This is a genomic window from Arthrobacter sp. efr-133-R2A-120 (genome assembly GCF_030209835.1).
Lineage (GTDB): Bacteria > Actinomycetota > Actinomycetes > Actinomycetales > Micrococcaceae > Arthrobacter.
This window is the reverse complement of sequence record NZ_JARVRF010000049.1, coordinates 33,806-57,152: the sequence shown is the minus strand read 5'-3', so window position 1 is coordinate 57,152 and position 23,347 is coordinate 33,806. Positions and strand designations below refer to the sequence as shown.

General features: G+C 62.7%; 19 protein-coding genes and 1 tRNA gene. 5 read left to right on the top strand and 15 right to left on the bottom strand.

From position 1 onward, the window contains the following. Nucleotides 1-67 precede the first annotated feature (67 nt). The 4 genes from rpsG to rpoB all read right to left on the bottom strand — a co-directional run bounded on the left by rpsG (nucleotide 68) and on the right by rpoB (nucleotide 8,870). Nucleotides 68-538, bottom strand: a complete 471-nt coding sequence (gene rpsG / locus QRN52_RS19400; protein WP_059387355.1) for a 30S ribosomal protein S7 — start codon at nucleotides 536-538, stop codon at nucleotides 68-70. A gap of 1 nt (nucleotide 539) precedes the next feature. Then, a complete protein-coding gene (rpsL, locus tag QRN52_RS19395) occupies nucleotides 540-914 on the bottom strand; it encodes a 30S ribosomal protein S12 (protein WP_009358312.1) in 375 nt (124 codons plus the stop codon). A 446-nt stretch (nucleotides 915-1,360) separates the two neighbouring features. Next, complete coding sequence (locus QRN52_RS19390; protein WP_284755100.1) at nucleotides 1,361-5,260, bottom strand: DNA-directed RNA polymerase subunit beta'; 3,900 nt, start codon at nucleotides 5,258-5,260, stop codon at nucleotides 1,361-1,363. Between the two features lie 103 nt (nucleotides 5,261-5,363). Further along, nucleotides 5,364-8,870, bottom strand: a complete 3,507-nt coding sequence (gene rpoB / locus QRN52_RS19385) for a DNA-directed RNA polymerase subunit beta (protein ID WP_284755098.1) — start codon at nucleotides 8,868-8,870, stop codon at nucleotides 5,364-5,366. Nucleotides 8,871-9,279: 409 nt separating this feature from the next. Between rpoB and QRN52_RS19380 the strand changes: the two genes are divergently transcribed. Together QRN52_RS19380 and QRN52_RS19375 are read left to right on the top strand one after the other, a co-directional pair. Continuing rightward, entirely contained in the window at nucleotides 9,280-10,491 is a 1,212-nt protein-coding gene (locus QRN52_RS19380; protein ID WP_284755097.1) for an acetyl-CoA C-acetyltransferase, read from the top strand. Between the two features lie 52 nt (nucleotides 10,492-10,543). Next, nucleotides 10,544-11,011 (top strand): aminoacyl-tRNA deacylase, encoded by a 468-nt coding sequence (locus tag QRN52_RS19375; RefSeq protein ID WP_284755096.1) that lies wholly within the window; start codon nucleotides 10,544-10,546, stop codon nucleotides 11,009-11,011. Nucleotides 11,012-11,135: 124 nt separating this feature from the next. On the opposite strand, the gene rplL is transcribed toward QRN52_RS19375, so the two are convergent. The 9 genes from rplL to QRN52_RS19330 all read right to left on the bottom strand — a co-directional run bounded on the left by rplL (nucleotide 11,136) and on the right by QRN52_RS19330 (nucleotide 17,653). After that, complete coding sequence (gene rplL, locus QRN52_RS19370) at nucleotides 11,136-11,513, bottom strand: 50S ribosomal protein L7/L12 (RefSeq protein ID WP_284755095.1); 378 nt, start codon at nucleotides 11,511-11,513, stop codon at nucleotides 11,136-11,138. Between the two features lie 75 nt (nucleotides 11,514-11,588). Then, nucleotides 11,589-12,194 carry a 50S ribosomal protein L10 gene (rplJ, locus tag QRN52_RS19365; protein ID WP_284755094.1) on the bottom strand — a complete coding sequence of 202 codons (606 nt, stop codon included), beginning with the start codon at nucleotides 12,192-12,194 and terminating at the stop codon, nucleotides 11,589-11,591. Between the two features lie 301 nt (nucleotides 12,195-12,495). Beyond that, the gene (locus QRN52_RS19360; protein ID WP_390278680.1) at nucleotides 12,496-13,647 is read right to left on the bottom strand and encodes a GNAT family N-acetyltransferase; all 1,152 of its coding nucleotides are present in this window, start codon (nucleotides 13,645-13,647) and stop codon (nucleotides 12,496-12,498) included. Then, nucleotides 13,626-14,720: a GNAT family N-acetyltransferase gene (locus tag QRN52_RS19355; protein WP_284755092.1), complete on the bottom strand. Its 1,095-nt coding sequence runs from the start codon at nucleotides 14,718-14,720 to the stop codon at nucleotides 13,626-13,628. Before QRN52_RS19355 ends, QRN52_RS19360 begins: the two co-directional genes overlap by 22 nt. A gap of 112 nt (nucleotides 14,721-14,832) precedes the next feature. Next, a complete protein-coding gene (gene rplA / locus QRN52_RS19350) occupies nucleotides 14,833-15,540 on the bottom strand; it encodes a 50S ribosomal protein L1 (protein ID WP_028265118.1) in 708 nt (235 codons plus the stop codon). A 174-nt stretch (nucleotides 15,541-15,714) separates the two neighbouring features. Further along, nucleotides 15,715-16,146, bottom strand: a complete 432-nt coding sequence (rplK, locus tag QRN52_RS19345; protein WP_018773647.1) for a 50S ribosomal protein L11 — start codon at nucleotides 16,144-16,146, stop codon at nucleotides 15,715-15,717. A 129-nt stretch (nucleotides 16,147-16,275) separates the two neighbouring features. After that, on the bottom strand, nucleotides 16,276-17,103 hold the full coding sequence (gene nusG, locus QRN52_RS19340) for a transcription termination/antitermination protein NusG (RefSeq protein ID WP_284755081.1): 828 nt from the start codon (nucleotides 17,101-17,103) through the stop codon (nucleotides 16,276-16,278). Between the two features lie 114 nt (nucleotides 17,104-17,217). Continuing rightward, the gene (secE, locus tag QRN52_RS19335) at nucleotides 17,218-17,499 is read right to left on the bottom strand and encodes a preprotein translocase subunit SecE (RefSeq protein WP_284755079.1); all 282 of its coding nucleotides are present in this window, start codon (nucleotides 17,497-17,499) and stop codon (nucleotides 17,218-17,220) included. A gap of 81 nt (nucleotides 17,500-17,580) precedes the next feature. Beyond that, nucleotides 17,581-17,653: transfer RNA gene (locus tag QRN52_RS19330), tRNA-Trp, on the bottom strand. Between the two features lie 323 nt (nucleotides 17,654-17,976). Between QRN52_RS19330 and QRN52_RS19325 the strand changes: the two genes are divergently transcribed. Continuing rightward, the gene (locus QRN52_RS19325) at nucleotides 17,977-19,206 is read left to right on the top strand and encodes a pyridoxal phosphate-dependent aminotransferase (protein ID WP_284755077.1); all 1,230 of its coding nucleotides are present in this window, start codon (nucleotides 17,977-17,979) and stop codon (nucleotides 19,204-19,206) included. A 164-nt stretch (nucleotides 19,207-19,370) separates the two neighbouring features. On the opposite strand, the gene QRN52_RS19320 is transcribed toward QRN52_RS19325, so the two are convergent. Both QRN52_RS19320 and QRN52_RS19315 read right to left on the bottom strand, forming a co-directional pair. Beyond that, nucleotides 19,371-20,042, bottom strand: a complete 672-nt coding sequence (locus tag QRN52_RS19320; protein ID WP_284755076.1) for a LuxR C-terminal-related transcriptional regulator — start codon at nucleotides 20,040-20,042, stop codon at nucleotides 19,371-19,373. Then, nucleotides 20,039-21,397, bottom strand: coding sequence for an ATP-binding protein (locus QRN52_RS19315; protein ID WP_284755075.1), 1,359 nt, complete (start codon nucleotides 21,395-21,397; stop codon nucleotides 20,039-20,041). Before QRN52_RS19315 ends, QRN52_RS19320 begins: the two co-directional genes overlap by 4 nt. A 124-nt stretch (nucleotides 21,398-21,521) precedes the next feature. Here QRN52_RS19315 and QRN52_RS19310 point away from each other — a divergent pair, with 124 nt between their 5' ends. Next, nucleotides 21,522-23,000, top strand: a complete 1,479-nt coding sequence (locus QRN52_RS19310; protein ID WP_284755073.1) for a PspC domain-containing protein — start codon at nucleotides 21,522-21,524, stop codon at nucleotides 22,998-23,000. Between the two features lies 1 nt (nucleotide 23,001). Continuing rightward, complete coding sequence (locus tag QRN52_RS19305; protein WP_284755071.1) at nucleotides 23,002-23,301, top strand: hypothetical protein; 300 nt, start codon at nucleotides 23,002-23,004, stop codon at nucleotides 23,299-23,301. Nucleotides 23,302-23,347 lie beyond the last annotated feature (46 nt).

Sequence of the window (23,347 nt, the reverse complement as noted above, 5' to 3'; positions counted from 1 at the left end):
GTGTCTCCCTTTCGGATGGACTACACGTTCGCCGCCGGCTCAGGGAGCCGGCGGCGTACGGGAAGATTTACCAGCGGTAGTGTGCGAAGGCCTTGTTCGACTCGGCCATCTTGTGGGTGTCTTCGCGACGCTTCACAGCGGCACCGAGACCGTTGGACGCATCCAGGATTTCGTTCTGGAGGCGCTCGGTCATCGTCTTCTCGCGGCGGGCCTTGGAGTAGCCAACCAGCCAGCGGAGAGCGAGGGCGGTGGAGCGGCCCGGCTTGACCTCAACGGGAACCTGGTAGGTTGCGCCACCGACACGGCGGGAGCGGACCTCGAGGGAAGGCTTGACGTTGTCCATGGCCTTCTTGAGGGCGGCAACGGGGTCGCCACCGGACTTGGCGCGTGCACCTTCGAGGGCGCCGTAAACGATGCGCTCTGCGGTGGACTTCTTGCCGTCGATCAGAACCTTGTTGATCAGCTGGGTGACCAACGGGGAACCGTAAACGGGATCGGAAACTAGCGGCCGCTTCGGGGCCGGACCCTTGCGAGGCATATTACTTCTTCTCCATCTTTGCGCCGTAGCGGCTGCGGGCCTGCTTGCGGTTCTTGACACCCTGGGTATCGAGGGCACCACGGACGATCTTGTAACGGACACCCGGGAGGTCCTTCACACGACCACCACGGACCAGCACGATGGAGTGCTCCTGGAGGTTGTGGCCAACACCGGGGATGTAGGCGGTAACTTCAACGCCACCGTTGAGGCGCACACGCGCAACCTTACGGAGAGCCGAGTTTGGCTTCTTCGGGGTGGTCGTGTAAACGCGGGTGCAAACACCGCGGCGCATCGGGCTGCCCTTAAGCGCGGGAGCCTTGGTCTTGGAGACCTTCGGCGTGCGGCCCTTGCGGACCAGCTGGTTAATCGTAGGCACTTTCGTGTTCTCCGTTGGTTGATCTCTGCTCCGCGCCCAGGTGTTGACCTGTGTTTGCGTGAGAGCTTTGGCGTTGTCCATGCGGCCCTGGTCCGAAGACCCGGTGGGCGTGCAAAAGTGCGGCATTCGTTGCGCACGTAGCCCGCAACCCGGAAACAGGCTCCACCCAACATCATGAGAACAAAACCGAAATGATGCTGCGGCGGCCTTCATCCACTGCCACACAGAACAATTACCAAAATTCTAGCATGGCTCGATCTGAGGCCTTAATCGGGTGTAGAGGGGTGAACCACGACGGCGGGTGCCGGCCGCCGTCGTCGGGCCCTAACGGGAAGGACCCCGCACTCAGTGAGTACGGGGTCCTTCCCTTGACTAGAAGACTAAGGGCAGGGCGGCAGGGTCCCTACGTGGCGCGGAACGCGACACGAAAGGGCCCGCCGTGCCCGTTAGCGGAAGTCGTTGCCGAGATCGTAGTCATCCAGCGGGATGGCGTGGAACTCGGGAGCTCCGTCGCCGCCCAGGGCGTCATACGAGAAGTCGGTGAAGGCGCTGGGGCCCGTGAACAGGCTTGCCTTTGCTTCTTCAGTCGGCTCCACGGTGACCTCGGTGTAACGGGGCAGGCCCGTACCGGCCGGGATGAGCTTACCGATGATGACGTTCTCCTTGAGGCCGAGCAGCGGGTCGCTCTTGCCTTCCATGGCCGCCTGCGTCAGAACGCGGGTGGTCTCCTGGAAGGAAGCGGCCGACAGCCAGGACTCGGTTGCCAGAGATGCCTTGGTGATACCCATCAGTTCCGGACGGCCGGAAGCCGGGGTACGGCCTTCGGACACCACACGACGGTTCTCGTCTTCGAAGCGGCTGCGCTCAGCGAGCTCGCCCGGAAGCAGATCGGAGTCGCCGGATTCGATGACGGTCACGCGGCGCAGCATCTGGCGGACGATGACTTCCACGTGCTTGTCGTGGATGCCGATGCCCTGGCTGCGGTAAACGCCCTGGACCTCGTCCACCAGGAACTTCTGGGCGGCACGCGGACCCATGATGCGCAGAACCTGCTTCGGGTCCACAGGACCGTTGATCAGCTTCTGGCCGACGCTGACGTGCTCGCCATCCTCGATGAGGAGGCGGGAACGGCGCAGCACCGGGTAGGCGATCTCCTCGGAACCATCGTCCGGGGTGATGATGAGGCGCATCTGGCGCTCGGACTCTTCGATGGCGATGCGGCCGGCTGCTTCAGCAATCGGTGCAACACCCTTCGGAGTACGGGCTTCGAAGAGCTCCTGGATACGGGGCAGACCCTGGGTGATGTCGTCGCCACCGCTGGCGGAAACAGCACCACCGGTGTGGAACGTACGCATGGTCAGCTGGGTACCGGGTTCACCGATGGACTGTGCGGCGATGATGCCGACGGCCTCTCCGATGTCCACGGTCTTGCCGGTGGCCAGCGAACGGCCGTAGCAGAGCGCACAGGTGCCGACCTTGGACTCACACGTGAGTACGGAACGGACCTTGACCTCGGTGATGCCGGCCGCGAGCAGCTCGGCAATGACGACGTCGCCGCAGTCGGTGCCGGCAGCTGCCAGCACAGCACCCTTGGAGTCGACCACGTCGACGGCGAGGGTACGTGCGTAGGCGCTGTTCTCGACGTTTTCGTCAAGAACCAGCTCACCGTTGGAGTCCGGCACGGCGATTGCGGTCATGAGACCACGCTCGGTGCCACAGTCCTCTTCACGGACGATGACGTCCTGCGAAACGTCCACCAGACGACGGGTCAGGTAACCCGAGTTGGCGGTACGCAGTGCGGTGTCGGCCAGACCCTTACGGGCACCGTGCGTGGCGATGAAGTATTCCAGCACCGACAGGCCCTCGCGGTACGAGGACTTGATCGGACGCGGGATGATCTCACCCTTCGGGTTGGCCACAAGACCACGGATACCCGCGATCTGGCGGACCTGCATCCAGTTACCACGTGCACCGGAGGACACCATGCGGTTGATGGTGTTCATCGGGGACAGGCTGTCACGCATCGCCTGGGCGATTTCGTTGGTGGCCTTGTTCCAGATCTCGATCAGTTCCTGGCGACGCTCGTCGTCGTCGATCAGGCCCTTGTCGTACTGGCCCTGGATCTTGGCAGCCATGGTCTCGTAACCGGCCAAGATGGCCGGCTTGGAGGTGGGCACCTCGATGTCGGAGATTGCCACGGTGACGCCCGAGCGGGTCGCCCAGTAGAAACCGGCGTCCTTCAGGTTGTCCAGCGTTGCAGCCGTGACCACCTTCGGGTAGCGCTCTGCGAGGTCGTTGACGATCCGGGAAAGCTCGCCCTTGTCGGCAACAGCCTCAACCCACGGGTAGTCCTCCGGCAGGGTCTCGTTGAAGAGAACCTGGCCGAGGGAGGTCTGGACCAGTGCGGTCTGACCCGGCTCCCAACCTTCCGGAGCTTCCCAGCCGGCGTAAGGAACAAAGCCCTCAAGGCGGATCTTGACCTGGGAGTTCAGGTGCAGCTCGCGGGCATCGTAGGCCATGATGGCTTCCGAAACCGAGGAGAAGATGCGGCCTTCGCCTGCGGAACCAACGCGCTTGGTGGTCAGGTGGTACAGACCGATGATCATGTCCTGCGAAGGCAGGGTCACCGGACGGCCATCGGACGGCTTCAAGATGTTGTTGGAGGACAGCATCAGGATGCGGGCTTCAGCCTGCGCTTCGGGGCTCAGCGGCAGGTGGACTGCCATCTGGTCGCCGTCGAAGTCGGCGTTGAAGGCGCCACAAACCAGCGGGTGAAGCTGGATCGCTTTGCCTTCAACAAGCTGCGGTTCGAATGCCTGGATGCCGAGGCGGTGCAGGGTAGGTGCACGGTTGAGCAGCACCGGGTGTTCGGTGATGATCTCTTCCAGCACGTCCCAGACCTGCGGACGGTAACGCTCGACCATGCGCTTTGCCGACTTGATGTTCTGCGCGTGGTTGAGGTCAACCAGTCGCTTCATCACGAACGGCTTGAAGAGCTCCAGGGCCATCTGCTTGGGCAGACCACACTGGTGCAGCTTCAGCTGCGGGCCGACGACGATGACCGAACGGCCGGAGTAGTCGACGCGCTTGCCGAGCAGGTTCTGGCGGAAACGGCCCTGCTTGCCCTTGAGCATGTCGCTCAGGGACTTCAGCGGACGGTTGCCCGGACCCGTGACGGGACGGCCGCGACGGCCGTTGTCGAAGAGGCTGTCAACAGCTTCCTGAAGCATGCGCTTCTCGTTGTTGACGATGATCTCCGGAGCGCCGAGGTCAAGCAGTCGCTTGAGTCGGTTGTTGCGGTTGATCACACGGCGGTAGAGGTCGTTGAGGTCGGAGGTCGCGAAGCGGCCACCGTCCAGCTGGACCATCGGGCGCAGTTCCGGCGGGATCACCGGGACGGCGTCCAGCACCATGCCGAGCGGGCTGTTGTTGGTGGTCAGGAATGCGTTGACAACCTTCAGGCGCTTGAGGGCACGCGTCTTGCGCTGGCCCTTGCCGTTCTGGATGGTGTCGCGCAGGGACTCCGACTCTGCCTGCATGTCGAAGTTCTCAAGACGCTTCTTGATGGCTTCGGCACCCATGGAGCCTTCGAAGTACATGCCGTAGCGGTCGCGCAGTTCGCGGTACAGGCCTTCGTCACCTTCGAGGTCGGCGACCTTGAGGTTCTTGAAACGGTCCCAGACCTGCTCGAGGCGCTCGATCTCAGCATCCGCGCGCTTGCGGACGTTGGCCATCTGACGGTCCGCGGAGTCGCGGGCCTTCTTCTTGTCGGCAGCCTTGGCGCCTTCGCCTTCGAGGCGGGCAAGCTCGTCCTCAAGGTCGCGGGCAATCGTGGCGATGTCGCTGTCGCGGTTGTCGACGAGCTGCTTCTTCTCGAGGTCGTGCTCCACCTGGAGGTTCGGCAGTTCCGCGTGACGGCTCTCGGTGTCGACGCTCGTGATCATGTAGGCAGCGAAGTAGATGACCTTTTCGAGGTCCTTGGGTGCCAGGTCAAGGAGGTAGCCCAAACGGGAGGGAACACCCTTGAAGTACCAGATGTGCGTGACGGGAGCGGCCAGCTCAATGTGGCCCATGCGCTCGCGGCGCACCTTGGCGCGGGTGACTTCAACGCCACACCGCTCGCAGATGATGCCCTTGAAGCGCACGCGCTTGTACTTGCCGCAGTAGCATTCCCAGTCCCGGGACGGGCCGAAGATCTTCTCGCAGAAGAGGCCGTCCTTCTCGGGCTTGAGCGTGCGGTAGTTGATGGTTTCCGGCTTCTTGACCTCACCGTAAGACCAGCCGCGGATGTCTTCCGCGGTGGCGAGGCCGATCTGCATGAGGCCGAAGGAGGATTCGCTGGACATATGGTCCCTGTTCTCTCTTGTTCTCTAAATTCTGAAGTCTTGGGTTTACGGAAAGAGGCAGCAGCCTTGGCTGGCGGTCTGAACCGCCAGCCAGAGCGGCTGTTTAGACCTCTTCTACGGAGCTGGGCTCTGCGCGAGACAGATCAATGCCCAGTTCTTCCGCAGCCGTAAAGACTGCGTCATCAGAGTCACGCATTTCGATCGTCGTACCATCCGTGGAAAGAACTTCCACGTTCAGGCACAGCGACTGCATTTCCTTGATCAAGACCTTGAAGGATTCCGGAACGCCAGGCTCGGGGATGTTCTCGCCCTTGACGATGGCTTCGTAGACCTTCACGCGGCCGTGGATGTCGTCCGACTTGATCGTCAGCAGTTCCTGGAGGGTGTAGGCAGCGCCGTATGCTTCGAGCGCCCACACTTCCATTTCACCGAAGCGCTGGCCACCGAACTGTGCCTTACCACCCAGCGGCTGCTGCGTGATCATGGAGTACGGGCCGGTGGAGCGTGCGTGGATCTTGTCGTCCACCAGGTGGTGGAGCTTCAGGATGTACATGTAGCCCACGGAGATCGGGTCCGGGAACGGCTCGCCGGAGCGGCCGTCGAACAGACGGGTCTTGCCGGAGGAGTCGATCAGGCGGTCGCCGTCGCGGGTCACGTTGGTGGAATCCAGCAGACCTGTGATTTCCTCTTCGCGTGCACCGTCGAACACCGGGGTGGCAACGGTCGTCTGGCCGGTTTCACGAGGCAGGTTCGGGAGGTTCTTGACCCACTCCGGCTCGCCTTCGATCTTCCAACCGGTCTTGGCAACCCAACCAAGGTGCGTTTCGAGCACCTGGCCGACGTTCATACGACCCGGAACACCCAGGGGGTTCAGGACGATGTCCACAGGGGTACCGTCAGCAAGGAACGGCATGTCTTCGATCGGGAGGATCTTGGAGATGACGCCCTTGTTACCGTGGCGGCCGGCGAGCTTGTCGCCGTCGGTGATCTTGCGCTTGGCGGCAACGTAGACGCGGACCAGCTGGTTGACGCCCGGGGGCAGCTCGTCGTCGTTGTCGCGGTCGAAGACACGCACGCCGATGACCGTGCCGGACTCGCCGTGGGGAACCTTCAGGGAGGTGTCACGCACTTCGCGGGACTTCTCGCCGAAGATCGCACGGAGGAGGCGCTCTTCCGGAGTCAGTTCGGTTTCACCCTTCGGGGTGACCTTTCCGACCAGGATGTCGCCGGCTTCAACCTCGGCACCGATGTGGATGATGCCGCGCTCGTCCAGTCCTGCGAGGACTTCCTCGGACACGTTGGGGATGTCACGGGTGATTTCCTCGGCACCAAGCTTGGTGTCGCGGGCATCGATCTCGTGCTCCTCGATGTGGATGGAGGAAAGGACGTCCTCAGCGACGATGCGCTGCGACAGGATGATGGCGTCCTCGAAGTTGTGGCCTTCCCAGGACATGAATGCCACGAGGAGGTTCTTACCGAGGGCCAGTTCACCTTGGTCCGTTGCCGGGCCGTCAGCGATGATGCCGCCGACTTCGAGGCGCTGGCCTTCGTTGACCAGGACACGGTGGTTGTAGCAGTTGCCCTGGTTTGAACGGGCGAACTTGTTGATGCGGTAGCTGGTTTCCGTGCCGTCGTCGTTGAGCATGGTGACGAGGTCAGCGGAAACTTCGTTGACGACACCGGCCTTCTTCGCGATGACAACGTCACCGGCGTCGACGGCGGCAGCGCGCTCCATGCCGGTACCCACGAACGGGGCCTCGGAACGGACCAGCGGCACAGCCTGGCGCTGCATGTTGGCACCCATGAGTGCGCGGTTTGCATCGTCATGCTCAAGGAACGGAATCAGAGCGGTAGCTACGGACACCATCTGGCGCGGGGAGACGTCCATGAACTGAACTTCGCCGGCCGGAACCAGAACGGGCTCGCCTCCACCACCACGGGCACGGACAAGCACGGTTTCTTCCGCGAACTTCTTGTCGGCATCCAGCGGCGCGTTGGCCTGTGCAATCAGGACTTCGGCTTCGTCGTCGGCGGTGAGGTACTGGACCTCATCGGAAACGACGCCCTCGGACACCAGGCGGTACGGAGTCTCGATGAAACCGAACGGGTTGATGCGGCCGTAGGAAGCCAGCGAACCGATCAGACCGATGTTCGGGCCTTCAGGAGTTTCGATGGGGCACATACGTCCGTAGTGGGACGGGTGAACGTCTCGGACTTCCATGCCCGCTCGGTCACGGGACAGACCACCCGGGCCAAGAGCCGACAGGCGGCGCTTGTGGGTCAGACCCGAGAGCGGGTTGTTCTGGTCCATGAACTGGGACAGCTGGGACGTTCCGAAGAACTCCTTGATGGCTGCCACAACAGGGCGGATGTTGATCAGGGTCTGCGGCGTGATCGCTTCGACGTCCTGCGTGGTCATGCGTTCGCGAACAACGCGTTCCATACGGGACAGGCCGGTGCGGACCTGGTTTTCGATCAGTTCGCCGACGGCGCGGATGCGACGGTTGCCGAAGTGGTCGATGTCATCGATCTCGACGCGGAGCTCGTGGTCTTCGCCATCGCGCTTGCCCATGAGGGTCTTCTCGCCGGCGTGAAGCGCGACGAGGAACTTGATCATGGCCACGATGTCTTCAACGTGCAGGACCGAAGCTTCCTTGTCGCCAAGGGAGCGGTCGATGCCGAGCTTGCGGTTGATCTTGTAACGGCCAACCTTGGCCAGATCGTAGCGCTTGGCGTTGAAGTACAGGTTGTCCAGCAGGGACTGGGCAGCCTCGACGGTGGGCGGCTCGCCCGGACGCAGCTTGCGGTAGATGTCCAGCAAGGCGTCTTCGCGGGTTTCAGTGGCGTCCTTCTCCAGCGTTGCGCGCATGGAGTCGTACTGGCCGAACTCTTCGAGGATCTGGCCTTCGGTCCAACCAAGGGCCTTCAGCAGAACGGTGACCGACTGCTTGCGCTTGCGGTCAAGGCGTACGCCGACCTGGTCGCGCTTGTCGATTTCGAGTTCGAACCACGCACCGCGGGACGGGATGATCTTCGCAGTGAAGATGTCCTTGTCGCTGGTCTTGTCAGCGGTGCGCTCAAAGTAGGCGCCCGGCGAACGGACCAGCTGGGAGACGACGACACGCTCGGTGCCGTTGACAACGAACGTTCCCTTCTCGGTCATGAGAGGGAAATCGCCCATGAACACGGTCTGCTGCTTGATTTCACCCGTGTTGTTGTTCATGAACTCGGCCTTGACATACAGCGGTGCCGAGTAAGTGGCGTCACGGTCTTTGCATTCGGCCATGGTGTACTTCGGATCAGCGAACTCCGGCTCGGAGAAGCTCAGGGACATAGTGCCCTGGAAGTCCTCGATGGGGGAGATCTCTTCGAAGATGTCGGCAAGTCCGGAGGTGGTGGCGACGCTCAGGTCGCCTTCCTCGACAGCCTTCGCTACCCGCGCCTGCCAGCGTTCGTTTCCGACCAGCCAGTCAAAGCTGTCTGTCTGCAGTGCGAGCAGATTCGGAACGTCCAGCGGTTCGTGAATCTTTGCGAATGAGAGCCGGCGAGTTGCACCATCGGTGCTTGCCGTATTAGCGGTTTCGTTATTAGAGGTGCTCGAGGCGACCAAGAGGGATCCTTCCACAGACCTTCAGGCGTTTTCAGATCTCCCCCGCTTGCACCCTGCAGATTGAATCCGCAGTGTACCTTTCCGGTTCCGCTATATGACCCGGGACCCCGGCTGACCAAGACCATGCTCGTTCTAAACGGCACGTCGATGGCGCAGCTGAGAGGTAAAGCCCACCGCTATATGAAGGCTGAAGGTTAACAGGGAAGACGCAAATATCCACAATACGGCAAATCAACCCACCTGTCTACCCCACATCTCGCCTGAATGCAAGCACCGTTGCTGCAGGCACCTATGCGGGCCGGCCCCTTGATGGCGTGGGCGGAATGTTGATCCGGGCTCCATTGTTGAATGGAGAGGTGATGGGCGCCACGGTAGCCTAGGCTCACCACCCTTGATCGGAAGAGAGAAAATGAGCACCCCCTCAGACACAACGGACAATAACAACGACGTTGTCATCCTTTCCGCCAGCCGTACCCCACAGGGACGGTTGAACGGGCAACTGGCCGGGCTCACCGCCGTCGAGCTCGGTGCTCACGCCATTGCAGGCGCCATTTCGGCGAGCGGACTCACCGCGGACAAAGTGGACGCAGTGATCATGGGGCAGGTCCTGCAGGCGGGCGCCGGCCAGAATCCGGCCCGGCAAAGCGCCATCGCCGCCGGCATCGGCTGGAACATCCCGGCCGTCACCATCAACAAAGTCTGCCTCTCCGGACTGACCGCCGTGATCGATGCCGCGCGGATGATCCGCAGCGGCGACGCCGCCGTCGTGGTCGCCGGTGGCCAGGAATCGATGAGCCGCGCTCCGCACTTGCTCCCCGGTTCCCGGCAAGGGTGGAGCTACGGAGCGATCCAGGCCCTCGACGTCGCGGCCCACGACGGCCTCACCGATGCCTTTGATGGCCAGTCAATGGGCCTGTCCACCGAGATCAAGAACCTCTCGCTCGGCATCGACCGCCGGTCCCAGGATGAAGTGGCCGCCGCTTCGCACCAGCGTGCGGCCGCGGCCGCGGAGCAAGGAGTGTTCGACGGCGAGATCACACCCATCAGCGTCAAGCAGCGCAAGGGAGAACCCCTGGTGCTGACAAGCGACGAAGGCGTCCGCCCCCAGACCACGCTCGAGACCCTGGCCCCCTTGAAGGGCGCCTTTGCCACCGATGGAACCATCACCGCTGGCAACTCCTCTCCCCTGTCCGACGGCGCCTCCGCACTCGTGCTCACGAGCCGCCGCTTCGCCGAGGCGAACGGCCTTGACTACCTTGCGGTCGTCGGCAAGCCCGGCCAGGTAGCGGGACCCGACAACAGCCTGCATTCGCAACCGTCGAACGCGATACGGCACGCCCTGGACCGCGCCGGGTGGACCACCGCCGATCTGGACTTCATCGAGATCAACGAAGCCTTCGGTTCGGTTGCGGTGCAGTCCTTGAAGGACCTGGACTATCCCTTGGAGAAGTGCAATGTCCACGGCGGAGCAATTGCGATTGGACACCCGATCGGTGCCTCAGGCGCGCGGCTTGCCTTGCACGCGGCCCACGAGCTGAAGCGTCGAGGGAAGGGTAAAGCGGCGGTCGCCCTCTGTGGTGGCGGCGGCCAAGGTGAAGCACTGCTGCTCTACCGCGACTAGATACTCGGCGATTTCGGCGGCGGAAGTGGCCATGAACGGAAATGGAGCATGAATGCGGGGCACTGAGCGATTCCTGGCCGACGCGGCCGCCCGCGGACTCGACGTCCAACTCGTAGAGCGGGCGGCGGCAGGCAGCCTTGAGGAAGCGGCCCGCATCATGGGGATCACACCGGCGGACATCGTGAAGTCCCTTGTGGTCAAGCACCGGGACGGCTCGTTCCTGTTTGCGCTGGTTCCGGGTGACCGGCAGATCTCCTGGCCCAAGCTGCGCGCCCTCCTGGGCGTCAACAAGCTGTCGATGCCCTCGGCCGACATCGCTTTCGAGGCAACCGGCTATGAGCGCGGCACCATCACGCCGCTGGGAAGTTCGAAGCCCTGGCCGGTCTATGCGGATGCCAGCATCGCCGGACGCAGGATCTCCATGGGAGCGGGCGAACACGGATTCAGCGCCTTCGTGAAAGCGGATTCCCTCACTGAGGCCTTGGGCGCGATCGTGGCCGACATCAGCGACCCCCTCTAAGCAACGCGGGGTCACTTACGGCCCATTGGGTGCTGCTGGATGGGCCGTAAGTGACCCCGCGTTCCTTTTAAATGCAGGAAGCCCCGCCCGGACGAATCCGGACGGGGCTTCCCGAAAAGGCGAGTTACTTGACAGTAACCGTGGCGCCGGCAGCTTCGAGCTGCTCCTTGGCCTTCTCGGCGGCTTCCTTGGTGGCGCCTTCGAGAACAGCCTTCGGTGCACCGTCAACCAGGTCCTTGGCTTCCTTGAGGCCGAGGGAGGTGATGGCGCGAACTTCCTTGATCACTGCGATCTTCTTGTCACCGGCAGCTTCGAGGACGACATCGAATTCGGTCTTCTCTTCAACTTCTTCGCCAGCGCCGGCACCAGCCGGGCCTGCAACTGCAACAGCAGCAGCAGTAACTTCGAAGGTCTCTTCGAAGAGCTTGACGAACTCGGAGAGCTCGATGATGGTCAGTTCCTTGAAAGCTTCAATGAGCTCTTCGTTGCTGAGCTTCGCCATGTTTGGCGTCCTTCCTATAGGTGGTGCCGCTACGGACGTTGTCCGTTACTGCACCGCAGTTTGAATGGGGAGAACTTAGTTCTCTTCGGTTGCTGCTTCAGCGGCTTCAGCCGGAGCGGCAGCCTCTTCTGCAGCAGCCTCGGCGGGAGCCTCTTCGGCAGCCGGTGCTTCTTCAGCGGCCGGTGCTACAGCGCCGCCCTCTTCTTCAAGCTTGAGGCGCAGAGCGTCAATGATGCGTGCAGCAGCGGCAGCAGGTGCCTTGAGGACGCCTGCAACCTTGGCGAGCTGCAGCTCACGGGACTCGAGGGCTGCCAGTGCGGCAACCTCTGCTGCGTTCAGTGCCTTGCCTTCGAAGTAGCCGGTCTTGATGATCAGCTGCTTGTTGACCTTGGCAAAGTCCGTCAGGCTCTTGGCGGCAGCAACCGCGTCACCCTTGATGAATGCAATTGCAGTGGGGCCGGCGAGCTGACCGTCGAATGCTTCGACACCAGCTTCCTTGGCTGCAATAGCGGTCAGGGTGTTCTTGACGACCGAGAACTTGGTGTCCAGGCCGAGAGAAACGCGCAGCTGCTTGAGCTGTGCAACAGAGAGCCCGCGGTATTCGGTCAGGACAGCGGCGTTCGATTCCTTGAAATCGTTGGTGATCTCAGCTACTGCAGAGATCTTGCTAGGCGTTGCCATAACCCTCCTTCCGGGGAATAAAGCCGGTTTTCCGGGTCCCCGCTCAAAAGAGCTGCAACTAAAAAACGCCCCGCGCAGATGCACGGGGCTTGGCTCAACACGATCCAATGATCATGGAGATTTGCTTCGTTCACCTGCGCCGGCCGCCCTTTGTCAGGGTCCTTCGTCTAGGAAACCACTTGGTTCTTCCGCGCCTAGCTACAGAGTTGAGCTGTGCCCGGAGGAGTGGATTCCCATCAACCGACGGTCTTTGGTAGTTCAAGCTTACGGGACGGGCAAGTGCATCGCCAAATCGCGCAGCCTACTCGGAGGAGGTAACCCTCGGCCCCATGTTCGGCAGTTCCTTCTGCCACAACCCCGTGACCCCGGCCGTGGTGAATCCCAATTGCTTGTTCACCGTCAGCAAGTACCGGTTTTCGGGGGCATTCCAGGTGTAGATCACCCGGGCGTCGGGGAACTGTTCGCTGAGGCGCTGCATATTGGCCACCTTGATGAGGAGCCCGAGCTTGTTTCCGCGGTGCTCCTGCAGGACGATCGTGTCGTCCTGGAAGACGACATCCTGACGTTGCGCCAGGACGCCGATCGTGGTGAGTCCGACGATCCGCCCGCTGGCGACATGCTCGACGGCGGTGACCACCGTTCGGCGTCCCTGCGCAACGGCGGCGTCTTCCGCCTGACGCAACACACCGGCGTCGAACACTAGTTGCTGCTGTTCGGCTTCTGCGGCCTCATTGCCCTCGGACACCACTTCCCCGGCCGCGTTCTCCAGTGCGGCCACAGCTTCGAGCCATTGTTGGGGGCAACGGTCGGTCCAGTGGTGGAGACGGTAGCGGCCGGCGTTCGCGTCTTCCGCCTCGGCTTCAAGCTCAGCGACGAGCTTTGAATCCAGCGGGAGCGCGCAGGAACTGAACTGTTCGATGTGCTGGAGGGTGTAGCCGGTACGACGGGCAAAGTCGACCTCGCGGCTGGCCAAGGGAACGAAGCCCAGTCCGCTTCCAGGTACGAGCTGCCCTTCAGCACCACCGCGAAGCGACTCCGCAGGGTGGTTGGTGTCCACCATGATCATCGTCCGGCCCTCGCTTCTGGCGAAGTGTTCGGCAGCTTCCAGAAGTTGCCGGCCGACGCCCCTGCGCTGGAATTCAGGGAGGATGTCCAGGGTGAACTCGGCCAGGTCCATGTTGTCGGCAAGGGGAAGCGCGATGTCTACGGTACCGACAATGCGGCCATCAACGCGGGCCACGAGAATAACCTGGCGTTCGTAAGGATCGCCGAGTTCGAGCAGTTTCTCCAACGGGGTGTAGGCCAGATCGTCCGTGCCCCAGATCTGCATGCGGACCCTGCGGCTGACTTCGACGGCGGCCAGGAAATCCTTTGCGTCGTCGGCGTCAAGGGAATCCGGGATCCAGAGTTGGCCGATCTCCACCGTGCTCGTCATTTGATCCTCTTTTGCCATTCGCCGTCGTATCCCGCCGGTTTGAAGCCGAGCTGTACGTTGATGGACAGCATATGTTCGTTTTCCTCGGCGTTAAAAGTCATGACGCGCCCGACGGCCGGATATTCCGTCTGCAGCCTGCGCAGATTGGCCAATTTAACGAGCATCCCCAGTCCATGGCCCCGATGCGGCTTTGCCACCAAAGTGTCGTCCTGCTCGGCCACCCCAGCCTTCGCGGGATCAAGGTAGATCACGGTGTACGCAACGAGCTCCCCCGTCCGCCGATGTTGCGCGGCGGCCACAAGGGCAGTCTGGCCTTCGGCTAGCGTGGTGTCCTCGAGTTGCCTGACGCGGGCTGCATCCCAGGCCTCCGCCTCGATCTCCAGGCCTCCCGCCGGGGTATCCGTGCTCATCCGGCCCATCAGCCCGGCCATGTGGTCCACGTATTCTCCGGGGCAACGGTTCGTCCAGGCAAGGACCCCGTATTCGGCGTCTGCTTTGGAATGCGCCGCAAGCTCGAGTCGTGCCCATTCCGCGTTATGGTCCATGTCCAGCGTGCTGAATCTGCTGGCCTGTTCCAAGGTGTATCCATGCTTGAGGCAGAAGGCTGCTCCCGGACCATCGTCGGGTACTCCCCCGGGTACTCCCTCCGCGCCTGCTCGTGCTCGTGCTCGTGCGAAGCCGATCGGGTGTTCGGTGTGCGCCTGCAGGACGTGCCTCCCCTGGGCCGCCGCGATCCCTTCTACGGTGCGGAGCAATGCGGTTCCGATTCCCTGCCGGCGGCACCCCTCCAGCACATCTACGTGGATCCACGCGGTATGGACATTGTCCTTGAGCGGAACGCTGCAGGACGCGTGGCCGACGATGATTCCGTCAACCCGGGCGAAGAAGTTCCTCGATACCTCGTATGGAGTATCGCGCCATCCGGCGAGCCGGGCCTGCGCCGAGGACGCGCGCTCCAGGTTTCCCCAGGTTTCCAGCACCATGGCGTCCATCACGGATGAGAGCTCCCGGAAATCCTTGCCGTCCGGCCCATCCATGGACTCCGGCAGATGGAGCTCGTGGATGCTGAAATCCGGAACCTGGCCTGTCATGCCCTCAGCCTAATCAGCGCTCGCCAGCCGCGATAGGTGCCCGTTTGCGTACAACGAAAGGACCGCCCGGCGAATGCCGGACGGTCCTTTCAGAGTCGATGCTCCCGGTGGCTTACGCCTCGGTGAGAACCTTGGTGACGTTCGGGTCAACGGAGATGCCCGGACCGAACGTGGTGGCGACCGTAGCCTTCTGGATGTAGCGGCCCTTGGAAGCGGACGGCTTCAGGCGAAGAACCTCTTCCAGAGCGGCTGCGTAGTTCTCGGCCAGCTTCAGCTCGTCGAAGGAAACCTTGCCGATGATGAAGTGCAAGTTCGAGTGCTTGTCGACGCGGAAGTCGATCTTGCCGCCCTTGATGTCGTTGACAGCCTTGGTGACGTCAGCGGTCACGGTACCGGTCTTCGGGTTCGGCATGAGGTTACGCGGGCCGAGGACCTTACCGAGACGGCCAACCTTGCCCATGAGGTCAGGGGTTGCCACTGCGGCGTCGAAGTCGGTCCAGCCGGCTGCGATCTTTTCGATCAGGTCATCGGAACCAACGAAGTCGGCGCCTGCAGCGATTGCTGCTTCAGCCTTGTCGCCCGTTGCGAAAACCAGAACGCGGGCAGTCTTACCCGTGCCGTGCGGCAGGTTCACGGTGCCGCGGACCATCTGGTCGGCCTTACGCGGGTCAACGCCCAAACGGAAAGCAACCTCAACGGTGGCGTCGAACTTGGACGGGTTGGTGTCCTTGGCGAGCTTGATGGCCTCGAACGGGGCGTAGAACTTGTCCGCCTCGATCTTGGCTGCGGCTGCCTCATATGCTTTGCTGCGCTTTGCCATGCTGCTTATTCTCCTTGTGCAGTTGTGGTCTGCGGACCGCGCTGGGCCCTGCCACAGTCGGACATCCGGCGTGGATCTCCAACATTTTCAATATTTCAATGGTGCCGGTTTCCCGGCGGTGCTACCCGGCGTCGTCAGTTTCCCAAAACAGACGCCATGAAGCGGTGAGGGGAATTAACCCTCGACGGTGATGCCCATGGAGCGTGCGGTGCCGGCGATGATCTTGGCAGCGCCCTCAAGGCTGGTGGCGTTGAGGTCTTCCATCTTGGTGGTGGCGATCTCGTTAACCTGTGCCTGGGTCAGCTTGGCAACCTTGACGGTGTGCGGCGTGGCCGAACCCTTTGCAACGCCTGCAGCCTTCTTGATGAGCTCTGCAGCCGGCGGGGTCTTGGTGATGAAGGTGAACGAGCGGTCTTCGTAGACCGTGATTTCAACCGGGATAACGTTTCCGCGCTGGGCTTCCGTTGCAGCGTTGTACGCCTTGCAGAATTCCATGATGTTGACACCGTGCTGGCCAAGCGCAGGACCGATCGGCGGGGCCGGGTTGGCGGCACCTGCCTGGATCTGCAGCTTGATGAGGCCGGTGACCTTCTTCTTGGGAGCCAATGTAGGTCCTTCTCTCAATAACTTCCTAGGACACAGGAGCGTGCCTCAGGTTTGTGGCCGCCATGGCAAGGCGACCGACCGCTCCGTGGTTGCTAAGCGGGCAACCACGGGGCGAAATTCTTGGATCAACTAGATCTTGGTGACCTGGTTGAATGCGAGCGTAACCGGGGTTTCGCGTTCGAAGATCGACACCAGCACCACAAGCGTCTGGGAATCCATCTTGATCTCGGAGATCGTGGCGGGAAGGGTCTCGAACGGACCTTCCTTGACGATGACGGACTCTCCGACCTCGAAGTCGATGTCGACGGGCGTCTGGTGCTGCTTGTTGACCGGCTTGCCCTTTTCGGCCTGCTGCTCTTCGAAGACTGGAGCCAGCATGGAGAAGACCTCGTCAAGGCGAAGCGGGACCGGGTTGTGTGCGTTGCCCACGAAGCCAGTGACACCCGGAGTGTGGCGGACGGCGCCCCAGGATGCGTCGGTCAGGTCCATACGGACGAGGACGTAACCCGGGATGCGTACGCGGTTGATGATCTTGCGCTGGGCGTTCTTGATCTCAACGACTTCCTCCATGGGCACCTGGATCTCGAAGATGTAATCTTCCATGTCCAGGGTCTGGATGCGGGTCTCAAGGTTGGCCTTGACGCGGTTTTCGTAACCGGCGTAGGAGTGGATGACGTACCAGTCACCCTCCTGCCGGCGAAGCTTGGCCTTGAACTCCTCAGCGGGGTCGGCGGGCGCTACGGCTGCAGCGGCGGCCAAGGCGTCGGCGCCGGACTCATCCTGGTCGGCAGACTCGTCGTCGTCGGACTCATCCTGGTCGGCGTCGTCGACGTCGGCAGTTTCGGGCGCAGCAGAATCGACCTCGGATCCTTCCACAGCGTCAGCCGTGGCGTGGGCCGTGCTTTCAGCGGGCCCATCCAGCTCAGTCTCAGTTACCTCGAGCTCCTGCTCAGACACTTGGTCTCCTGCTTCCTCATTGCCTAACATGCCTATTTAAATGGCTCAATTCCGCAAACCCTACGAAATCCCTTGATTTTCCGGGGATTCCGCGCGGTTTGCGGAGCGATCCGCTTAGTGGTTCGTGGTGCCAGTAGCGCCGAAAACCCATTTGATTCCCGTACCGAAAGCCAGGTCCAGGATGGTGACGACAAGCATCATGATGGCCACGAACACCAGCACCACAACTGTGTAGTTGACCAGTTCCTTGCGGGTGGGGGCAACGACCTTCTTGAGCTCACCAATTACCTGGCGGACAAAAAGTGCGATTCGAGCGAAGAGACCGGAATCGGACTTCTTGGCAGGGCGGCCCTTCGAGCTGCTCGCAGCTGTTTCGGTCACCTGTTCCTCACTCATCTATGCAAACGTCGTTGACCCGACTCTGATCAGAGCCATGGTTGCTGCGCTTGTTCCGAGGAAACCCCGGAACAGCTTGCGCAGGGCAGACAGGACTCGAACCTGCAACCTGCGGTTTTGGAGACCGCTGCGCTACCAATTGCGCCACTACCCTATGGAACGAGTCCATATTTTAGCCACACTCCATCAATGCCAAGAAATCCCGAAGAACACGAGATTCCGAGCCAATCTGGGGCGCGAACCATTGTGATGTTTTTCAACACCGGTGAACCAGTCTACGCAACAACGTCGCGATAGTCGAACCGGGCCATTTCCGGAGCGTTCAGGCCTTCTCGCTCATGTGATCAGCGCTCGTTTAGTCAGCCTGCACTGTCACTTTCCCGAGGTTAGCCCGATAGCTCCGCAGAACAGCATAAGGTAGATTCCGTCGAATCCCACCATCCAGCTCATGAGCTGCCCGCGAAGAACGGTGCTTTAATGTCTGCCGGAATACCTGCCGCCCGCATTTCACAGCGAATTTCCGCCATCGCCGAATCCGCCACCCTTGCCGTTGACGCCAAGGCCAAGGCGCTCAAGGCAGCCGGTCGCCCCGTGATCGGCTTTGGCGCCGGGGAGCCCGACTTCCCGACCCCCGACTACATCGTCAAGGCCGCCGTCGAGGCCGCCTCCCAGCCGAAGTACCACCGCTACTCCCCTGCCGCCGGCCTGCCGGAGCTGAAGCAGGCCATCGCGGACAAGACGTTCCGCGACTCGGGCTACAAAGTAGACGCTTCCCAGGTGATGGTTACCAATGGCGGCAAGCAGGCCGTCTACAACACCTTCGCGACCCTTGTTGATCCGGGCGACGAAGTAATCATCCCCACGCCGTTCTGGACCACCTACCCGGAGGCAATCCGCTTGGCCGGAGGCGTTCCCGTTGAGGTCTTCGCCGGCCCCGAGCAGGGTTACCTGGTCACCGTGGAGCAGCTCGAAGCCGCGGTCACCGACAAGACGAAGATCCTGCTTTTCGTTTCGCCGTCCAACCCGACCGGAGCCGTCTACAGCGCCGAACAGGTGGCTGAGATCGGAAAATGGGCTGCGGCAAAGGGCCTCTGGGTTGTCACCGACGAAATCTATGAGCACCTAACCTACGACGGCGTGCCCTTCACCTCGATCGCCACTGCCGCCCCCGAACTCGGCGACAAGGTGGTCATCCTCAACGGTGTCGCCAAGACCTATGCCATGACCGGATGGCGTGTTGGATGGATGATCGGCCCGGCTGACGTCATCAAGGCCGCCACCAACCTCCAGTCGCACGCGACGTCGAACGTTTCCAACATCATGCAGATCGCAGCCCTGGCTGCCGTGTCCGGTCCGCTGACCGCCGTCGACGAAATGAAAGTCGCCTTCGACCGCCGCCGCAAGGCGATTGTCGCCGGACTGAACGAGATCGAGGGTGTGGAATGCCCGACGCCGACCGGCGCCTTCTACGTGTACGCCGACGTCCGCGGTCTGCTGGGCAAGGAATTCCCGACGTCGAACGGTCCTGTCCGTCCGTCAACGTCCGCTGAGCTGGCCTCGCTGATCCTCGACGAGGTTGAGGTCGCAATTGTTCCGGGCGAGGCCTTCGGCCCCTCCGGTTTCGTGCGCCTCTCCTACGCCTTGGGCGACGACGACCTTGCCGAAGGCGTTCGACGCCTCCAGGAATTCCTCGGCCAGGCCAAGTAGCCCTTCGCCCGCACGAACGCTCGCTCACCTCGGGATAGAGGTGAGCGAGCGTTTGGGTTTAAGGCGATAGAGGTGAGCGAGCGTTCGGGTTTAAGCCGCCAGAGGTGAGCGAGCGTTCGGGTTTAAGGCGATATAGGTGAGCGGGCGCCAGAGGTGAGCGAGCGTCAGAGGAGGCGGCGCTCGGCGGCCCACTTGGTCAGTTCGTGGCGGCTGGAGAGCTGGAGTTTGCGGAGCACCGCCGAGACATGGGTTTCCACGGTCTTGATGGAAATGAACAGCTCCTTGGCCACCTCCTTGTAGCTGTAGCCGCGGGCGATGAGGCGCATGACTTCCAGTTCCCTCGCGGAAAGCCGGTCCAGTTCGTCGTCGGCGATCTCGGCCGGGGAGGTTCCAAACGCGTCGAGGACAAAACCGGCCAGTCTCGGCGAGAAGACGGCGTCACCGTCGGCCACGCGGATCACGGCATCAGAGATTTCGGGGCCGGAAATGGTCTTGGTGACATAGCCACGGGCACCGGCCCGAATGACGGCCACGACGTCCTCGGCGGCATCCGAGACGCTCAAGGCCAGGAAGCTCGTGCTCCCGCGCAACGCGGAGGACGCGCTGATGACCTCCCGACCGCCACCGCCAAGTCCTCCGGGCAAATGCACGTCGAGCAGCACCACTTCCGGCTGAACCTGGGCAATCACGGCGATGGCTTGTTCCACTGTTCCGGCTTCGCCCACGACGTCGATCCTGGAATCGAGGTCGGCCTTCAGCCCGGACCGGAAAATAGCATGATCGTCCACGATCACCACACGAACCGTTCGCGCTACTTGCTCTGATAGGGCGCTCATGCTTTGGCATCTCCGTTTCGGTTTTCTGCTTTGTCCGCGTTCTCGACGGGCAGTTTCAGGCGTACTTCCGTTCCCCCGGAACTGCTGTTGATGACCGCAGTGCCGCCGTGGCGTTTCATCCGTCCGATGATCGACTCCTTGACTCCCAGGCGGTCTTCCGGGACGGCATCCGGGTCGAAGCCGGGTCCGCGGTCCCTAACGAAAACCTCGCTGCCCGTGTCCGAGCTCTCGAGATAGACGGACACGGCTCCGCCGCCGTGCCGCGCAGCATTGTGCATGGCTTCCCGGGCCGCCAAGACAAGGGCTTCGTGCCTGTCCGTCATGGCGGCGTCGCCCACGCTGACGACGTCGACGGCGTGTCCGTGGGCGTCCTCCACTTCGGCTGCGGCGGCGGCAATCCGTTCCGCCAGGAGTCCTGCGTCCTTCGCGGCGTCCCGGTACAGCCACGTGCGCAGTTCACGCTCCTGGGCACGGGCGAGGCGGACCACGTCCTGCTCGGAACCGGCCCGGCGCTGGATCAAGGCAAGCGTCTGCAGTACCGAATCGTGCAAGTGCGCGGCGATCTCGGCCCGTTCTGTCTCGCGAACCCGCGCTGCCCGCTCCGTTTCAAGGTCCTTCCAGAACTTCAAGCCCCACGGCAGCAGCACGAGGGCGACGCCGCCCAGCACTGCGATGGAAGCCAGCAGCGCGAGCCAGGTCTGCTCCCACGAACCGGAACCGGACACCATGACCAACACCCCGGCAACCACGAGGGCCAGGCCTGCAGCGAGGCGAACCCAGCCGCCGGCCTGGTCGGCCTTGGTCTTGTCCACCAGCCCGGCGCGGCGCGTCTCGTCCAGCTGCATCCACGCGATCGCCGCGCCGCCGAGTATGGCCGCCGCCGGGATCAGCGTGCCGAGGGGAACCTCGACGCCGAACTGCCGGGCGATGAGGATGGCGGCCACCAGGAGGAGGCCGGCTCCCAGGAGGATCTCTTTCCCATATTGGATGCGTCGCATCCTGAACCAGGGGGCGAAGACGGGAGCCGGGGTGGACAGCGGCAGCGGCTGCGCTCCGGCGTCGGGCGCTGTTGTGTCGGGAGGCATGCTCACCGAAGGAGGCATGCTCACCGCGGGAGCAATGGGCGACGCCGGCCGGCGGCTATTGCGGCGGGCGTTTTCGTCGGCGGTAGGCACCATGACCCACAGCCAGGCATAGAAGGCCAGCCCCGCTCCGCCGGCGAACGAGGCAAGGACCATACCCAGCCGGATGTATTTCACAGGCCAGCCAAGGTGGTCCGCGAGGCCGCTGCACACGCCGGCAATCATCCGGTCGCTGCTCCGGACCAGCGGCGGGCGTTGCATGGCGGTTGTCATGAATCCATCCAAACACGTATCAGGGTCTTCGGCGCTCGAAGCAGGGCATCTCAGGGGGCCACTCAGGGAACGTTCAGGGTATCCCCCAATAGAGGGAGACGTCGCCGGACGGCAAGATCGAAGTATGAACGCGAACAGCATGAATCCAGAGGACCCCGGACAAGCTGCGGAGCCCGGACAACCTGCAGAATCCAGCCAGCCGGCCGCGACGGGCGTGCCCGAAGAACCGGCCCAGCCGAACGCCGGCAACACCGGCGGCGCGGCACCGAACTACGCCGTGCCCGCTCCCCCGCAGAACTTCTTCAACTGGATCCGAAGCCAAGGCATAAGCCGTGGCCGGGACCGGTGGATGGGCGGCGTGGCCAGCGGCATCGCGCACCGCTTCGGCATCGATCCCTTGATCGTCCGCGGCATCTTCATCATCCTCACCCTCTTCGCCGGCATCGGCATCCTGCTCTACGGCATCGCCTGGGCGCTCCTGCCCGAACCCGATGGCCGCATCCACGCACAGGAGGCCGGGGCGGGCCGCTGGTCCGCAGGCATGACCGGAGCCCTCATCACAACCATCATCGGATTGCCAAGCCTCGGTCGCGGTTTCTGGGGATGGGGCTGGAATGGGGTTCCTGGACTCCTGTGGACGCTGTTCTGGGTAGGCGGCATCATTTACCTGGTCTACTTCCTGGTCCAGCGCAGCAAAGCCCGCAACGGAAGGCAGACAATGGGCACACACAACTATGCGGCCGCTCCAGGCTCCTCTGGCGGCGCGGACACCCACGCCTCGGCAGGCTACCCGGCCGGCTCTTACAGCGCAGGCCCTTACGGGGCAGGTCCTTATAGCGCCGGGACTTACGGCTCAGGTCCTTACAGCGCCGGCAATTACGGAACCGGCGGCCCCGGGATCCCTTCGGGCCCCGTCAATCCCGCAGGGCCCTACCCACCGGCCGGCGTACCCAACCGCCCCGAGCGGCCGAAGCGGCAGGGACCGGGCGCCGCAATCGTAGCGGTCTCAGCGGGGGCAGCCCTGCTGGCCGGCGGAACACTCAAGCTGCTCGACGCCGGCAACGTCATCCACCTGGGTGACGCCGCCAACGCGGTGGTCTGGGCCACGGGCGCCGGAGTCCTCGGCCTCGGCATCCTTGTTGCGGGGCTTCGCGGCCGCACGTCGGGACTGCTCGGCTTCCTGGCCGTCGCGACGCTGGTGATCGGGGGCATCTTCAATATCGCGCCCAACGCGGACCACTTCCGTCTACAGAATGCCCAATGGGACCCCGTGAGCATCGACGATGCGCGCAAAGGCTTCGACATCACCGGGGCCAACGGGACCGTTGACCTGACCAAGCTGAACCTGAGCGCACCGCTGAGCTCCGACGTCGTCGTTCCGATGGACGTCACCGCAAGCAACATCAAACTCGTCATCCCCGCGACCGTGCCGGTGGAGGTCCAAGCAGACATGACCTTCGCGAACCTCAAGCAGGACGGTAGCGCCGTCACCCAAAGCAACGGTGGTACGCGGGACAGCTTCAACACGGACAAGCCCGGTGCCAAACTGGTCGTCAAACTCAACGGCACCTTCAGCAACGTCACCGTCCAGGAAGGAAACTGACATGAGCACGCACGAACCCACGCGGGCATTTGAAACTGGCCCGGTCTCGGCACCTGAACCCCCGGCTCAAACCGCCCGGGCCAGGGTGGGCACGGTGGTCTGGGGGCTGATTGTCTTGGCACTCGCAGCTTTGATCATCATTTCCAAGCTCGGCCTCGTGGCCCTCAACGGCAACTACGTGCTGATCGGGCTCATGATCGGGGCCGGTGCGGCACTCGTGATCGGAGGCCTGGTATCCGCCCGCTCCCGAAAGGCCAACGGGTCCGGCCCGGACTCCGGGTCCGGAGCCGCCGATTCCTAGCACCGGTAGAAGCCAGCACGTGACAAAGCAGCCACAACAGGGAAGG

Excerpts from the sequence above, each read along its gene's own strand:
- rpsG (WP_059387355.1), bottom strand. The coding sequence starts at position 538 with ATGCCTCGCAAGGGTCCGGCCCCGAAGCGGCCGCTAGTTTCCGATCCC.
- QRN52_RS19390 (WP_284755100.1), bottom strand. The coding sequence starts at position 5,260 with ATGTCCAGCGAATCCTCCTTCGGCCTCATGCAGATCGGCCTCGCCACC.
- QRN52_RS19380 (WP_284755097.1), top strand. The coding sequence starts at position 9,280 with ATGAGCACCCCCTCAGACACAACGGACAATAACAACGACGTTGTCATC.
- QRN52_RS19375 (WP_284755096.1), top strand. The coding sequence starts at position 10,544 with ATGCGGGGCACTGAGCGATTCCTGGCCGACGCGGCCGCCCGCGGACTC.
- rplL (WP_284755095.1), bottom strand. The coding sequence starts at position 11,513 with ATGGCGAAGCTCAGCAACGAAGAGCTCATTGAAGCTTTCAAGGAACTG.
- rplJ (WP_284755094.1), bottom strand. The coding sequence starts at position 12,194 with ATGGCAACGCCTAGCAAGATCTCTGCAGTAGCTGAGATCACCAACGAT.
- QRN52_RS19360 (WP_390278680.1), bottom strand. The coding sequence starts at position 13,647 with ATGGCAAAAGAGGATCAAATGACGAGCACGGTGGAGATCGGCCAACTC.
- QRN52_RS19355 (WP_284755092.1), bottom strand. The coding sequence starts at position 14,720 with ATGACAGGCCAGGTTCCGGATTTCAGCATCCACGAGCTCCATCTGCCG.
- rplA (WP_028265118.1), bottom strand. The coding sequence starts at position 15,540 with ATGGCAAAGCGCAGCAAAGCATATGAGGCAGCCGCAGCCAAGATCGAG.
- secE (WP_284755079.1), bottom strand. The coding sequence starts at position 17,499 with ATGAGTGAGGAACAGGTGACCGAAACAGCTGCGAGCAGCTCGAAGGGC.
- QRN52_RS19325 (WP_284755077.1), top strand. The coding sequence starts at position 17,977 with ATGTCTGCCGGAATACCTGCCGCCCGCATTTCACAGCGAATTTCCGCC.
- QRN52_RS19320 (WP_284755076.1), bottom strand. The coding sequence starts at position 20,042 with ATGAGCGCCCTATCAGAGCAAGTAGCGCGAACGGTTCGTGTGGTGATC.
- QRN52_RS19315 (WP_284755075.1), bottom strand. The coding sequence starts at position 21,397 with ATGACAACCGCCATGCAACGCCCGCCGCTGGTCCGGAGCAGCGACCGG.
- QRN52_RS19310 (WP_284755073.1), top strand. The coding sequence starts at position 21,522 with ATGAACGCGAACAGCATGAATCCAGAGGACCCCGGACAAGCTGCGGAG.
- QRN52_RS19305 (WP_284755071.1), top strand. The coding sequence starts at position 23,002 with ATGAGCACGCACGAACCCACGCGGGCATTTGAAACTGGCCCGGTCTCG.